At 61.0% G+C, this 15,006-nt stretch carries 13 protein-coding genes; 9 read left to right on the forward strand and 4 right to left on the reverse strand.

Annotated features, from left to right (window positions below; translation table 11 throughout):
* The first annotated feature begins 23 nt into the window (after positions 1-23).
* Complete coding sequence (tmk, locus tag OGI63_RS02700) at positions 24-677, forward strand: dTMP kinase (RefSeq protein ID WP_003807542.1); 654 nt, start codon at positions 24-26, stop codon at positions 675-677.
* Positions 674-1,822 (forward strand): DNA polymerase III subunit delta', encoded by a 1,149-nt coding sequence (locus OGI63_RS02705; protein ID WP_085347221.1) that lies wholly within the window; start codon positions 674-676, stop codon positions 1,820-1,822. The genes tmk and OGI63_RS02705 overlap by 4 nt, the downstream gene beginning before the upstream one ends.
* A 42-nt stretch (positions 1,823-1,864) precedes the next feature.
* Here the strand turns inward: OGI63_RS02705 and OGI63_RS02710 are convergent, their stop codons facing one another.
* A complete protein-coding gene (locus OGI63_RS02710) occupies positions 1,865-2,920 on the reverse strand; it encodes a LacI family DNA-binding transcriptional regulator (RefSeq protein WP_011742700.1) in 1,056 nt (351 codons plus the stop codon).
* Between the two features lie 227 nt (positions 2,921-3,147).
* Positions 3,148-3,408, reverse strand: coding sequence for an HPr family phosphocarrier protein (locus tag OGI63_RS02715; protein ID WP_003807548.1), 261 nt, complete (start codon positions 3,406-3,408; stop codon positions 3,148-3,150).
* Between the two features lie 342 nt (positions 3,409-3,750).
* On the opposite strand from OGI63_RS02715, the gene ptsP reads away from it, so the two are divergent.
* The 4 genes from ptsP to OGI63_RS02735 all read left to right on the forward strand — a co-directional run bounded on the left by ptsP (position 3,751) and on the right by OGI63_RS02735 (position 9,701).
* Positions 3,751-5,400: a phosphoenolpyruvate--protein phosphotransferase gene (gene ptsP / locus OGI63_RS02720; protein ID WP_041777217.1), complete on the forward strand. Its 1,650-nt coding sequence runs from the start codon at positions 3,751-3,753 to the stop codon at positions 5,398-5,400.
* Positions 5,401-5,669: 269 nt separating this feature from the next.
* A complete protein-coding gene (locus tag OGI63_RS02725) occupies positions 5,670-6,227 on the forward strand; it encodes a YbhB/YbcL family Raf kinase inhibitor-like protein (RefSeq protein WP_041777218.1) in 558 nt (185 codons plus the stop codon).
* A gap of 108 nt (positions 6,228-6,335) precedes the next feature.
* Positions 6,336-7,928, forward strand: a complete 1,593-nt coding sequence (locus OGI63_RS02730) for a C69 family dipeptidase (protein WP_011742704.1) — start codon at positions 6,336-6,338, stop codon at positions 7,926-7,928.
* Positions 7,929-8,183: 255 nt separating this feature from the next.
* Positions 8,184-9,701, forward strand: a complete 1,518-nt coding sequence (locus OGI63_RS02735; protein WP_041777219.1) for a formate--tetrahydrofolate ligase — start codon at positions 8,184-8,186, stop codon at positions 9,699-9,701.
* 453 nt (positions 9,702-10,154) lie between these two features.
* On the opposite strand, the gene OGI63_RS02740 is transcribed toward OGI63_RS02735, so the two are convergent.
* Complete coding sequence (locus OGI63_RS02740; RefSeq protein WP_011742706.1) at positions 10,155-10,502, reverse strand: phenylpyruvate tautomerase MIF-related protein; 348 nt, start codon at positions 10,500-10,502, stop codon at positions 10,155-10,157.
* Positions 10,503-10,609: 107 nt separating this feature from the next.
* Between OGI63_RS02740 and OGI63_RS02745 the strand changes: the two genes are divergently transcribed.
* A complete protein-coding gene (locus OGI63_RS02745) occupies positions 10,610-11,146 on the forward strand; it encodes a GtrA family protein (protein ID WP_041777220.1) in 537 nt (178 codons plus the stop codon).
* 122 nt (positions 11,147-11,268) lie between these two features.
* On the opposite strand, the gene OGI63_RS02750 is transcribed toward OGI63_RS02745, so the two are convergent.
* Positions 11,269-12,693 carry an MFS transporter gene (locus tag OGI63_RS02750; protein ID WP_011742708.1) on the reverse strand — a complete coding sequence of 475 codons (1,425 nt, stop codon included), beginning with the start codon at positions 12,691-12,693 and terminating at the stop codon, positions 11,269-11,271.
* A gap of 378 nt (positions 12,694-13,071) precedes the next feature.
* On the opposite strand from OGI63_RS02750, the gene OGI63_RS02755 reads away from it, so the two are divergent.
* Both OGI63_RS02755 and OGI63_RS02760 read left to right on the forward strand, forming a co-directional pair.
* Positions 13,072-13,731 (forward strand): histidine phosphatase family protein, encoded by a 660-nt coding sequence (locus OGI63_RS02755; RefSeq protein ID WP_003807570.1) that lies wholly within the window; start codon positions 13,072-13,074, stop codon positions 13,729-13,731.
* A gap of 83 nt (positions 13,732-13,814) precedes the next feature.
* Entirely contained in the window at positions 13,815-14,876 is a 1,062-nt protein-coding gene (locus tag OGI63_RS02760) for a hypothetical protein (protein ID WP_264309056.1), read from the forward strand.
* Positions 14,877-15,006 lie beyond the last annotated feature (130 nt).

A 15,006-nucleotide genomic window follows, 5' to 3' on the forward strand; every position in this document is an offset into this window, starting at 1 on the left:
GGGCGCACGGTACAGTGAAAGGCATGCAGGGCACTTTTATCTCGTTTGAAGGCGTTGACGGCGTGGGCAAGACCACGCAGGTCGAACGGTTGCGCGCATATGTTGAATCTCAGGGCCGCGAATGCGTGGTCACGCGCGAGCCGGGCGGCACCGCATTGGGCGTGGCGATTCGCAAAATGCTGTTGCACGGCGTGGATACGGGGGATGAGAACGATTGTGCCGACATCGCCCCGCGTACGGAGGCGCTGTTGTTCGCCGCCGACCGCGCGCAGCACGTCGCGGAAGTGATTCTGCCCGCTCTGCAACGCGGCGCGGTGGTCATCACCGACCGGTATCTCGATTCCTCTTTGGCGTACCAGGCGGGCGGCCGCGAGCTGACGGCCGCGGAAATCCGAAACCTGAGCATGTGGGCCACGAACGGTCTGCTGCCGGAACGCACGTATCTGCTGGATATGGATCCGGCGCAATCGCATGCGCGGCTGCAGCATGCCGAAGACCGCATGGAGGCGGCCGGCAACGACTTCCAGCGTCGCACACGCGTCGCGTTCCTCGACTTGGCTGAACGTGAGCCGGAACGGTTCCACGTCATTGACGCAAGCCAGTCCATCGAAGACGTGTGGGCGCGTATCAAAGCCGATTTCGACACCGTGAGCACCGCTGACGGGGGTATCGCATGAGCGTGTGGAACTCCATAGTAGGCCAAGCGCAGGTGGTCGAACAGCTGAAGGCCATCGCCAGCGGCGACCCGAAGGCCATCGCGCAGTCGTGGCTGATTTGCGGCCCTCCCGGATCGGGCCGTTCCAACGTTGCCCGCGCGTTCGCCGCCGCGCTCGAAAGCCCCGATCATGGCCTGAACGATGAGCCGACCAAAACCACCGAGCAGGTGCTTGCCGGCACCCACCCCGACGTGAGCGTGCTGGCCACCAACAAAGTGACCATCGGCATCGGCGAGGTGCGTGACATCATCACCACATCCGAGCAGATGCCCGGCACCGCGCCGTGGCGCATCATCATCATCGAAGACGTCGACCGCATGATGGAACGCACCACCAACGTGCTGCTGAAGGAAATCGAAGAGCCGAGCCCGCACACCATCTGGCTGCTGTGCGCGCCCAGCGCCCAAGACGTGCTGCCGACCATCCGCTCGCGCACGCGCATCGTCAACTTGGCCGTACCGTCCAACCAGGCGGTGGCGAAATTCTTGGAATCGCAAGGTTTCGAGCCGAATATCGCGGCGCGTGCGGCACGATTGTCGGAGGGGCACATCGGCATCGCGAGCCTGTATGCCAAGGACGAACGCGTCATGACGGACCGCGACGAGCTCATCGTCGGCGTGCTCGGCTTGCATCGCGCGTCGGATGCCGTGCTATTGGCCGGCAACCTCATCGACAACGCGAAGGCGCAGGCCGAAGCGGAAGTCAACGTCAAAGCGTCCGAAGCGGAAGCCGATTTCCGCCGCATCAACGGACTCGGACCCAAAGACCGCATACCCCCGAAACTGCGTGGCGCATACAATGCGATCGCCAAAAAAGACGAGCTCAAACGACGTGCCACCAGACTCACGCGTGACGTGCTCGACCGTGCGCTCAATTCGGTCGCCAGCATCTACCGTGACGTGGCGGTGCTGCAGAACAACGCCGAGGACGCGGTGGGGCTCATCAACCTCGAAAACCGTTCCGCCATCACGGAATTGTCGGTACGGCTCGACCGTGCCGGAGCCGTGCGCCGGCTGGAGAACATCGCCACCGCGCGCCGCAGGCTCAACGGCAACGGCAATCCGGTTTTGGTGTTCGAAGCGCTGTTCTGCGCGCCGATTCCGTGATTTTCGTAATTTCCAGTAATTACCGGCGATTCGATTCGCGATTCACCGGCGGAACACCGAGGAATCCCGCACAATAAGCTGCGGGGCAAGCATGACTCGGGGCGCGCGCACGCTGCCGCCTGGCGCAGCAGCCGTCTCCGCCGCGCCTCCGGCAGGACCGGAAGCCAGCAATCGTAAGCATTCCGACACAATACGCTCAAACGGCGCACGCACCGACGTCAGCCGAGGCATGGTGGTACGCGCGATGGCGGAATCATGGTAGCCGACCACCAGCACGTCCTCCGGCACGCGGATTCCCAACGCGTCGAACGCCACCATCACGCCGAACGCGATCGCATCGTCGGCGCAGACCACGGCTTCCGGCTGTACGAGCGGCCCGTTGAACAGCCGCATGGCGCAATCGAAACCGCGCTGCACGGTACGTTCGCCGAACTGGTTCCAGTTTTCGCTGGTGACAAGCCCGTAAGTGCGCATATGCGTGTGGAATGTGGCGAACAGTTCCGCCGATTCGAAAGACAGCTCGTCACCGGCCATATACGCGGCGGACGCGATGCCCTGCTCGGCCAGATGTTTGACAATCGCCTCCATCGCGGCGTTTTCGTCGATGCCTACCACGGACACGCGCGGCGCGGTCTGCCGTCCGCAGATCTGCACGATCGGCAGCGTGTTCGCGTACTGGTTCAACGTTCCGGCAAGGTCCGCGCCGGCCGCGGGCACCACGATCAGCCCGTCCACATGGCGGTTGACCAGCGATTCGATGCGTTCCGCCTGCGCTTCCTGCGTGGCTCCGATGCCCAGCAGCAGCTGTTGCGATTCGGTGTCGATGGTCGGCTCGATCTCGTCGAGCAGTTGCGCGGAGAACGGTTCCGTGGCGCTCGGAATGACCAGACCGATGGTTTTCGTTACGTCGCTGCGCAGCGCGCTCGCCGCGTAGTTGACGGAATAGCCGAGTTGTTTGGCGGCTTCGCGCACGCGGCGGGCGATATCGTCGTCCTTGCCGCGTTTGCCGGACAGCACGCGTGAGACGGTGGCGATGGACACGCCGGCCGTCGCCGCGACGTTGGTGATTGAGCTGCCGCTGTCGGTTCTGCCTGCCATGCGCTGTCCTTTCCGTCGTGTCCGGCTTGCGTTTGCCGGCTCCCTAAGTGTTTTTCAAAATGCCCTAAAGGGTGCCCTGAACCCCTGTGTGCTTCTCGGTCAAAGGTCTGGTCTGATGAACCGGTTCGAGCCGCGAAGAGCTTATTAAGAATAGAACGACCGCCCGTCGAATATGGCGGGCGGTCGAAACGTTCGTACGTCAGTGCGTCAGTGCGTTATGCGGTGCGTCACTCGGCGTTGACGAGGATGTTGGCCAGGTTGTCGGCCACGGCCTCGGCGTTGTCGCCTTCGACGTTGATGACCACGGTGTCGCCCTGCTTGATGCCCAGACCCATGATGGACAGGATGGAGCCGGCCGGAACGGCGTTGCCGCCTTCCTTGGCGATGGTCACGGTCTGGCCGGAAGCGGTGACGGCCTGTGCGAACATGGCGGCCGGACGGGCGTGAATGCCGACCGGATCGTTGATGACGAGATTGCGGGTTGCCATAATGGTCTCCTTTGTTGTGGTTGGTGGTTGGTTTGCTTACGTTGGGTTGTCTCGATATTTACACGTCGATGTATATCGATTTTTGCATATCGATTGCATTATGCGGCTTTTGCCGGCATCTGCATTTCTTGCGATTATCATAGCACAGTTTTTACGAAACACAGAAAACGTTTACCGGTTTTGTTTTGCGGGAATTTCGTGTATACTAATCGCAGGCTGAAAATGATTTACCGGCAAAGACGGTGGGGATCATTGCAGTAACTCACCTATGCAAGGCAGGCATAATCCTGCAATCGTTTGCGTATCCATATTTTTTCCAAGGAAACAGGAAAAGGAGTTCTCATGAACATTAAGGGTGTTGGTATCGGTCGTGGCGTCGCAGTCGGCCCGGTCATTCGCATGGCCGCTCCGCTGCCGGAACCGTCGGACGCTCCGCGCGCCGAAAACATCTCCGCGGAAACCGAAATCGCCCGCGTCGAAAAGTCGCTCGCCCTCGTCAACGCCGACCTGAACCGTCGCGCCGAAGAGGCCGCCAACGGCGACGAAGGCGCCAAGCAGGCCGCCCCGATCCTGCAGGCCATCGCCATGTTCGCCTCCGATCCGTCCCTTGCGCAGTCCATCAAGGACCTCATCAACCAGGGCAAGACCGCCGAGCGCGCCGTGCTGGAAGGCTTCGGCGCGGTCGAAGACATGTTCCGCGCCATCGGCGGCTACCAGGCCGAGCGTGCAGCCGACCTGCATGACGTCGGCCAGCGCGTGATCGCCGACCTCATGGGCGCTCCCGCTCCGGGACTGCCGGTCAGCGAAACCCCGTTCGTGCTCGTCGCCGAAGACCTGTCCCCGGCCGACACCGCCGCGCTCGACATGAGCAAGACCCTGGCCATCGTCACTTCCCAGGGCGGTCCGACCTCCCACACCGCCATTCTGGCGCGCGCCCGTGGCATCGTCGCGGTCGTCTCCGCCGCCGAAGCCGCCGAACTTGAGAACGGCACCAACGTCATCGTCAACGCAGCCAAGGGTGAGATCGTGGTGAACCCGAGCGAAGACGAGATTGCCGCCGCCGAAGCCGCCAAGTCCCGTGCCGCCGCAGCCAAGGAACTGCGTGGCAAGCCGGGCGCCACCAAGGACGGCCATCTGATTCCGCTGCTCGCCAACGTCGGCAAGCCGTCCGATGCCGCGAAGGCGCTGGAATACGGCGCCGAAGGCGTTGGCCTGTTCCGTACCGAATTCCTGTTCATCGGCAACTCCGAGCCGCCGAGCGTCGAAGAGCAGACCAAGGCCTACACCGAGCTGCTCAGCCAGTTCCCGGGCAAGAAGGTCGTGATCCGCATGCTCGACGCCGGCGCCGACAAGCCGCTGCCGTTCCTGACTCCGGAAGACGAGCCGAACCCGGCCCTCGGCCTGCGTGGCCTGCGTACCCTGCGCGCCCACATGGACGTGCTCGAAGGCCAGCTCAAGGCGCTCGCCGCCGCCGACGCCGCAACCGACGCGAACCTGTGGGTCATGGCCCCGATGGTCGCCGACCAGCATGAGGCCGACTACTTCGTCAAGCTCGGCAAGAGCTTCGGTCTGAAGTTCGTGGGCGCGATGGCCGAAGTGCCGTCGATCGCCCTGATGGCCGACAAGGTGGCTGACGTGGCCGACTTCGTGTCCATCGGCACTAACGACCTGACCCAGTACACCCTTGCCGCCGACCGTACCCTCGGCTCCGTGGCCAACTATCAGACCGCATGGCATCCGGCGGTGCTGCGCGCCATCAAGATGATCTGCGACGCGGGCAACGCCAAGGGCATGCCGGTGGGCGTGTGCGGCGAGGCCGCGGCCGATCCGGATCTGGCGGTCGTGCTGGCCGGTCTCGGCGTCAACTCGCTGTCCATGACCCCGGTGGCGCTGGACGATGTGCGCGCCTCCCTCGCCGAAGTCACCTTCGAAGAGGCCAAGGCCAAGGCGGCCGCAGCCCTCAATGGCGACTTCTACAAGCCGGCCGAGTGATTTCCCTTCTTTCCTTCACTCGGCTATTCCGGACTTTGCGGCTGCGTCATCGCGGCCGCAGGGTTCCGCCACTGCAAATGTGCCTATGAGAGCGATTCGGTTCTGATGGGCCCTGTTTCCCGGAATGACCCCGTTTCGTGCGATCGCCGCGCGGACGGGGTCGTTTCGGTTGCGGGTTGTGTCGATTGCTGCGATTGCGTCGATTGCGCCACCGGCGTAGACGCGTCATACGGCCGCGTCGCGTCACGCGCATGCGCGATACTGGAAGCATGAAGATTTCCGCAGATTTCACCGTCATTCCCGACGCGTTCGCCAAGGCGGCGCCGCCTGAGAACTGCATCGACGGCACTCCGATTGTTTCCTTCCCCTTCTATATCGACGAGCTCGACCCGTCCGTGCAGTTTCTGCATTGGGAATTCGTCGATCCCGATTCCATTCCGGTGTGCGGTTTCCAGTGGAACCATTGGTCGCTCGCCAATCTGCCCGTGGACGCGCTGATGTACGATTTCAACGATTCACATGCATTGGCGATTCCGGCCGATTTTTCCCGCACGGTTTCCGCGATGATTCCCGAGACGGTGCAGGGACGCACGTCCGCCGCATCGCCGTTGTTGAAAGGCCGTAGCGACGATCCCGCCGTCACCATGCGTTACAACGGTCCGTATCCGCCTGATCGGGATCACGAATACTACCTGCACGTATGGGGCACCACCGCGCCTCTCAATGGTCTCAATCAAGGCTTCTGGCTCAACGAGATGGAACGCGCGTTGCGTAATTCCGGTGCGATCGCGGACCAAGGCGCTATCTTCCTGACCGGCAAGGCGTGACCGGCGAAACCGGCGAGAACAGCCGGCAAGGCGCAAACCGCGTAATCGCAAGATAATACCAAAGAATACCGCAAACGTAAACAAAACAAACGAAAGGAACCTACATATATGGCATGCACCACGATTCTGGTCGGCAAGGACGCAAGCTATGACGGATCGACCATCATCGCCCGCAATGAGGACAGCGCGAACGGCGAATTCTGCCCGAAGCGCTTCATCGTCGTCAAGCCGGACGAGCAGCCGCGCCACTATAAGAGCGTGCTGTCCCATGTGGAAGTGGATCTGCCGGACGAGCCGTTGCAGTACACGGCCGTGCCGAACGCGGATCTGAAGGAAGGCATTTGGGGCGAAGCCGGCGTCAATGAGGCGAATGTGGCCATGAGCGCCACCGAAACCCTCACCACCAACGAGCGCGTGCTCGGCGCCGACCCGTTCGTGGAACTCACCCCAGCCAAAGGCAAGAAAGGCGAAGACGGCTACGAGCCGGAAGTGCCCGGCGGTATCGGCGAAGAGGACTTCCTTACCCTCGTGCTGCCGTATGTCAAGACCGCCCGCGAAGGTGTAACCCGTCTCGGCGCGCTGCTCGAACAGTACGGCACCTACGAGATGAACGGTGTCGCCTTCTCCGATGTGGATGAGATCTGGTGGCTTGAAACCGTCGGCGGCCACCACTGGATTGCCAAGCGCGTGCCGGACGAAGCATACGTGACCATGCCGAACCAGCTCGGCATCGACGAATTCGACCTTGACGATGCCCTCGGCGACCAGGAGGAGCATATGTGCTCCGCGGACCTCGGTGAATTCATCGAACGCAACCACCTCGACCTGGCCGTGGAGAACGTCACCCCGTTCAATCCGCGTGACGCGTTCGGCTCCCACTCTGATTCCGACCATGTTTACAACACCCCGCGCGCTTGGTACATGCAGCGCTTCCTCAACCCGTACGACGAGCAGTGGGACGGTCGGGACGCCGACCACCAGCCGACTTCGGACGACATTCCGTGGGCTCGCCAGCCCGATCGCAAGATCACCATCGAAGACGTGAAGTACGTGTTGAGCTCCCACTATCAGGGCACCCCGTACGATCCGTACGGCAAGCTCGGCGACCAGCATTCGCGCCACATGTTCCGTCCGATCGGCATCAACCGTCAGAGCCAGCTGTCCGTCATGCAGATCCGCCCGTACCGCCCGCAGGTCAACCGTGCCGTGCAGTGGATCGCCTACGGCTCCAACCCGTTTAACACGCTCGTGCCGTTCTTCCCGAACGTCGACTCCACGCCGAAGTACCTTGAGGACACCACCACGCGCGTCACCTCCGAGAACTTCTACTGGGAGAACCGCATCATCGCGGCCCTGTGCGACGCCAGCTTCGCCGACACCGCCAACGCGGTGGAACGCTACCAGGAGAAGACCGGCGGCATGGGCCACCGCATGGTAGCCGCCACCGACGGGCAGATCGACCGTCTGGTGGAAGACGTCATCGACGAATTCGACGCGGACGACGAGACTGGCGACGTGCAGCCGATGGAACCGGACGAAATCATCGAAGCCGTCCGCAACGGCGAGGCGCGCGAAGTGCTCGCCACCGCCAACGAGACCATGGCCGCGCAGCTTAAGGCGGAAACCGACAAGCTGCTCGACTCCGTGCTCTACACCACCAGCATGAATATGAAGAACGGCTTCCACATGTCCGACTTCTGATCGTTCCCTGATGGGATGGCCGGTATTTTTCCGCGATTGCATATCGTTGCATAACGCCGGAAATACCGCCAAGATCAACGGCTCCCGCACTGCGCTCGCCACCGTCCGTTCCGTATGACGGCCGGACGGCGTCCGCTGTATGGGAGCCGTTTTCTATTGCTGACGCTCGTTCACTAGAATGTTGCTTATCTGTGTTGTTCCGGCCATGTTCGGCGCTCGACGCCGCCTGGCGGAAGGCTTCAAGAAAGGACTCCAGTGACCAGCATTGAGGATTTCATCAGCCAATACGGTCTGGTGCAGAAGATTGATGCGTTCGGCTATCTCGATTATCTGAAGAGCAATCCGGATGCGCCGCGCAAGCATGGCAAGGTCGTCCTCGTCACCGCCGACACCCCGTTGAAGGCGTCCCGCGGTGAGGGCAAGACCACCACCACGATTGCGTTGATCGATGCGCTTCGTGAGCGTGGCATCGACGCGGCAGCCGTGCTGCGCCAGCCGAGCATGGGCATCACCGCAGCCGGTTCCAAGGGTGGCGCGTCGGGCGGCGGCAAGGCCTCCCTGACCCACCCGGAGCTGATCGACTGGGGTCTGTGCGGTGAAATGGGAGCCATCGAGGCCGCCCAGAACCTGTTGGTCTCCTTTGCGGAGAAGGCTGTTGACGACGGCAAGCTGGACACCATCCTCGTACCGCGCGTCTCCGAAGTGCCGTCCCGTTCCCTGCGCCAGATCGCAGTGGACCGTGGAAAGGGCGACGTGGCTGAGCGTGTGGTGCTCACCCCGACCTGCGAGCTCATGCAGATCGTTGTGCTGTCGCGTTCCATGGATGAGATCTCCGAGCGCGTTGCCAAGATGGTCGCCGGCACGAAGGATGGCAAGGCCGTGACCTTCGGCGAATTCGTTGACCTGTGGCGTATCACCGGCATCCTCGGCGACGCCGTGAAGCCAGCCAAGACGGAGACCGTGAACGGCTCTCCGGTGTACGTGCACGGCGGCCCGTTCGCCAACGTGTCCATCGGCATTCCGACGCTGGTTTCCGTGGAAATGGCGTGCGCGCTGCATGACGTGGTCATCGTCGAAGCCGGTTATGGTACCGACGCAGGCGCGCAGAAGTGGCTTGACATAGCCTGCCGCGAATACGACGCGCAGTGGCCGTCCGCAGCCATCGTCGTGACCCGCGCTTCCACGTGGCGTGACGATCCGGATCTGGCATGGCGCTACCCGTTCCACGTCCAGCGCCTCGAAGGTCTTGATATTCCTACGTTCCCGCTCATCAACCTGTGGGATGGCGAGGACGACCAGATTCCGGCGCTCAAGGCCACGGCCAAGGAGCTGGAATTCCGCGACCCGATCATCGGCAACCTGTACCGCGACGGTGGCGACGCGCTCGCCCCGCAGCTCGATGCGTTCGTCGATGCCGTGACGAACGGTTCTATGCCGGCCGAACCGCACAGCCACAAGGGCATGGCTCTGGTGGAGAACGTGCGTTGGGTCGCCGAGAACGCGTATGGCGTTCCGGCCGACCGTGTGATTCTGAAGGACGGTTTCGCCGAGTCGTTGCAGGCCGCCGAGGGTCTGTGCGCCAGCGCGGGCATCGATTTCGGCTCGCTTGCTCTGGTCGCGGTGAAGTCTCCGGCCACCATGACCGACAACGACCGCGCTCCGGAAGCCGAGCGCACCGTCACGCTGAAGAAGGTCGAAGTGCATTCCGGCGCGGGCCTGGTGCACGTGAACCTCACCACGTCGCTGACCACCCCGATGCCGAAGATCGTCTGATTTTCTTGCGATTGCGCCGCGTGGCGGTACGTCCCGTACCGTCGAGGGCGCTCGCTAATCGTTGATTCGGCGTAAATACAAAGCCGCTGGTCCCGTTCGGGCCGGCGGCTTTTTTCGTGGGTGATACCTTTACGTTGTCCGTTTGTGGGTGCGGGCGTGCTTGCATGTGCGCCCCCTTTTGCTCACGAGTTGCGGAATGGGGCGATTTTTCTCTCTTATGAGCAAAAGGGGGTATGATTACTGACGATTTTGCTGGTTTTCATACCCCTTTTCGCTCACGTCCCGTAGAAAAGGCCCGTTTCTCGCTTTTGTGAGCGGTCGGGGGTGCTGATATTGCGATTTCCCTGCCGTAGTCAGGCGAGCTTCCTAGACGTGCTTCCCGTAGGTGAGGTGAGAGGTTTGCAATATGGGCAAACCTCGAAGGAACGGTGGAACTTCGTTAAGAAGCCGAGATCAGAAGTTGCCGCCGTTCCAACCCCAGTCGGTCGTGGCGGTGTAGCGGATGTAAGTGCGGTCGGCCGGAATGCCCAGTTCCTTGCCCAGCGCGGCCATGATCTGCTCCGTCAGCTTCTCCCAGGCGGAACCCGGCACGGAACGGCCGAACACATTCACTTCCACGTATGCGGCCGGCTTGGAATCGTCACCGCCGAAATAAATCGGCATATTGTCTTCGAACGGGCACATCAGCCAGCCTTCAGACTTGCCGGGAACGGCAGAAATCGCCTTGCCGTAGGCCGTCTTCAGCGCCTCGCGCTGCCCAGGGGTGGTGGATACGGAAACGTGCGTGTGGATGACTGGCATTGCTGCTCCTTGCAATCGTTGAAATATATTGTTCTTCGTTACCCAAGTTTAGGTGGTCTGCGCGCGAGTGTTAAATATCCCGTGTGAGAAAACTGATTGAACAGCTTATGAAATTCGGCATTGTGGGTGTGATCGCCTTCATCATCGACTGGGGTATTCTAAACATTCTCGTCGGCGCCTTCCACATGCACAACGTGCTCGCCGCCACCATCTCGTTTATCATCTCGTTGATCTTCAACTATGTCGCCAGCATGAAGATGGTGTTCAAGCACCGTGAGGACATGGCTCGCTGGATGGAGATCGTCATCTTCGTGGTCGGCGCGGTGATCGGCCTGTTTATGAACGACGCCATCATCTGGATTTCCACGTACGGCATGAACCATGATGCGTATGTCTCTCAAAGCGCCGAATATCTGATCCGTACCAACGTGGGCAAGCTTATCGCCACCGCCGTGGTGATGGTGTGGAACTTCGTGACACGCAAGTGGTTGTTGGACGATACGCATACCAACGCCACGAACCGTCTGAAGAAGAAGGAAAACCGCCTGAGCCCGGAGGAGCTGGAGGCCAAGTGGGAGAACAGTTTCTCGCACAAGCTGGGCGTGTGGTCGCTGGAACATACGCCGAAGGGCTGGCCGAAGTAGCTGGCGGCGTTTCGTATACGGCATACGAAAAGGCGCGTCCGAATCGGATTTTTATTGCGATTCGGACGCGCCTTTCTGCGGTTGGCGTACGTTTCCTGGGATTGCCGGCTCGGTTATACGGTTCACGCACTCACGTTGGTAAGCGTCGGCTGTTCGGTGGATTCTTTGATCTGCTTGAATCCAAGCATGGCGATCGCCAGCGACGTCAACGCCAACGCCGTCACCACAATGAAACCGCCCCGCGAGCCCATGCGGTCGATGAACTGTCCGGCGATCGCGGAACCGACCGAACCGCCGATCGAATTCATTGCGCCCATCCAAGCCATACCCTCCGTGAAACGTGTGGGCGGAACCAGGTGCAGCATCAGCTGGTTGCCGTTCACCCACGTCGGAGCCTGGCAGACGCCGATGCACAGGTAGATGATCATGATCACCCATAAATGCTTGGCGAACATGAACGAACCGATTCCAAGATTCACCACCGCAAGACAGAAGTAGAAACGCTTCCACAGTGGAATCGTCCAATTTTTCGCACCATACACGAGCGCGCCGATCAGAGAGCTGAACGAGAAGCAGGCGAATACGAAACCGGTGAACTGCTTCATATGCGCCTCTGTGGCGAACGCGACGATCGAAATGCCTGCGGCCGACTGGAACGCGCCCAAACCGAACCACGTCACGCACACCGCAATCAGGCCCGGACCCCAAATCGATTCCTTGCTGCCTGCCGCAATATCCGTGGCGGCCTTCTGCATCGCGGCCTTCACCTCAGCGGCCGTCTTGCCTTCCGCACGAGCCTTGTCGCGCGCGTATTCTACTGCCGCTTCGGTCTGCAAAGCCTTGGAACGGGCCGTTTCGCGCTCACGGTACTCCTTACGCGTCATACCGGCCTCGCGTGCCAGCTGCGTCTGCGACTTCGGTTCGGTGGTTAGCTCCGTCAGGAACATCAACGCGCCGACCACCACGCATATGCCGGTGAATGAGAACGCCAGCAGACCTGAAATTACGGCCAAGGTGGATGCCAGCGGATTGCCGATCACCCACATGCATTCGTCGAATACGCCTGATAGGGACAGCGCGCGGTTCGTTTTTTCCGCATCCCCTTTGAGCAATGTGGTCCAACGTTGACGGCTCATCGCGCCCCACGGCGGAATCGCCGCCATGAACGGCACGATGCAGAACAGGATCCATGACGGTACGCGGGCGGTGATGCAGGATACCAGCGAAATCGCGGCGACCATCCACACGATGATTGTCGGAATCGACACCTGCCGTTGGCCGAACTTGTCTACCAGCTTGCCGAGCACCGGGCTGGTCACGGCCAGCGCGATCGCCTGCACTGCGGTCAGCGCGCCGGCAAGCGAATAATTGCCGTAGTAGTGCTGCACGGAAATCGTGATCGTCATGCCGACCATCGGGAACGGCATGCAGGCGATCACCGAGCCGACGGAGAATCGTGCGGTGTGCGGTATGCGAAGCAGCTCCGCATACCCTCCGAAAAGACGTTGGCCGATGTTTTTGACGCCGACGAGGACATTGTTGGTCATGCTTGCCGCTCCTTTCCGCTCACGGTTTCGCTCGTGACGTCCGCAGCTTTGCGTCGCGTGCGGACTGATGGTGGTGGTTCCCCTGAATTATTGGTTAACCGCTTCCGATACCAGCTCGCTGCCCCAGCCGTCCGAACACGTCAATCGATTGACATGTTTGACATGCCGCACACGGGGAGAAAGGTGGGATGGTGCGTGTTGTTTGTGTGTCTTTGTTGACCAAGGCAACTTTATGCGCAGGTACCGTCGTGACACGCGGTACATTAGGGCAGGAACCAATATTCGAATCGACGAATTTTTTCACAGGGCCGGCGACCGGCGAAACGTGCTGAGCCAGCACGTGGCCGGCAGGTCCGAAACGCAAGAAAGGCGGCCAATATGCCGGCGACAACCATCCATTTCGTGCGCCACGGCAAAGTGGAGAACCCCGGGCACCTGCTGTACGAGCGGCTGCCCGGTTTCCACCTGTCCGACGTGGGCGTGCGCATGGCGCAGGCCACCGCGCATTACATCGCGGTCAGCCCGCAGCTGAACACCGTATCCGCCGTCTACTCGTCGCCGCTGGAACGCACGCGCGAAACGGCGGGGGAGATCCTCGAATCGCTGAATTCGGTACGTGGACTGCGCGGCGAGGAACCGCTGGAGCTGCAGACGGACGAACGCCTCATCGAAGCGCGCAACGAATTTCGCGGCAAGCGTATCGGCTTCGGCGAAGGCGCGCTGTGGAAGAACGGCAACTGGAAGCTGGTACGCAACCTGTGGAAGCCGAGCTGGGGCGAAAGCTACCAGTCGATCGCGCATCGCATGCAGGACTTCGCCTTGGAGAAAGTGGCGGAATATCCCGGCAAACAGATCGTGGTGGTCAGCCACGAATCGCCGATTTGGAGCTACCGGCACATGCTGGAAACGGGGCACCCCGAACACAACATGCTGTTGCGCCACACCGCGCTCGCTTCTATCACCTCCATCACTTACGATTGCAATACCGGGAAAATAATGTCCATTACGTACGCCGATCCGGCGGCGGACGTCGAATAATGTGAACCAAAACATGCGGTGGCTCAATCGCGGTCGGGGATGACTGCGGTTCGGGCCGGCCGCACGATATACAAGGAGAAAGTATGTCTTTTGTATACGACCAGAAGGTCGTCGACTCGATGTACGGCTCGCACGTGGTCTCCATGGCAGTTGACTACGGTGTCGATCTGGTCAAGATGTGGCCGTTGCAAACGAACCAGGAACTGGAAAACGACGTCAAATATGCGGAGAACCTGCAGGTGATGTTCTCCGGCATGATGACGCAGGTGCCGCTGAAACGCTCCGAAGAAGTCGACCAGTCGGTTGCGGAAGCCGTATACGAAGGCATGGATGTGCTTCCCGGCGTCGATCCGGAAATCATCCGCACGCTGATGGACGCCAACCACGCCTATGACGTGATGGCCTCCTACCACGGGGTCGACGGCATCGAACTGTTCATGGAAACCGCCAGAATACTCGGCATCGACGTGGAGACCCGAATCGAAAAGGAAATCCAAGACCTCATGGAGAACCTCTCACGCACTATGCGCAGCGCCTCCGGATTCGAAGTCGACGATGACGTGGCGGAAAACGTCGGCATCTGCCAGTCGGCCACGGTGGACCGCAACGAATTCGCAAGACGCTACCTCGCCTCGATGACGGTTCTCGACGCGCTGATAAACCTCATGTGCTATGGCACCGACGATTCGCAGGAGCAGGCCATCCGCGTGCTGCCGGTGCTGCTGTTCGTCAACGCCATGCGCAACCAGCTGTCGATTCCGCCCACTTTCATCAACGCCGAACAGCTCATCAACCTGTTTGGTCTGCGTGACACCGCCCGCCAGTTCGGACGGCCCCAGTCGGTGTTCGACAGCTCGTTCAACCCGCTGACGTTCTCCACCACCGTCAAGTACCTCGCTTTCTTCGCGGGGCAGGAATGGCTGCGGCATATGAGGTTCCTGGAGTGGGACCCGAAGCAGGCCGAACAGGACGCCAAAGACGAGGACGAGCGCAAAAGCAGGGAAGCGCTCGCAAAGAAATACAATTTGACGAGCGATGGCGATAACGCGGCTTCCGACGCGGATTTGGATTCGTCTGCAGACTCGAATTTGTCTGAGGATTCGGACTCGTCGGAAGAGGCCGGTTCGGAGCCGACCGAGGAATAAGTGTTGCGGGCGGTCGTGTGACGTCTGACGGTGAAGGCTTTGCGTGTACTTGCGTGGCGTGCGCTTGTGCTTGCGCTCGAATTGCGCGTGGCTGTCGCCTATCCCACGCGTTACATCCGCAACGACGTCA

It is taken from the genome of Bifidobacterium sp. KRGSERBCFTRI, from assembly GCF_025908335.1.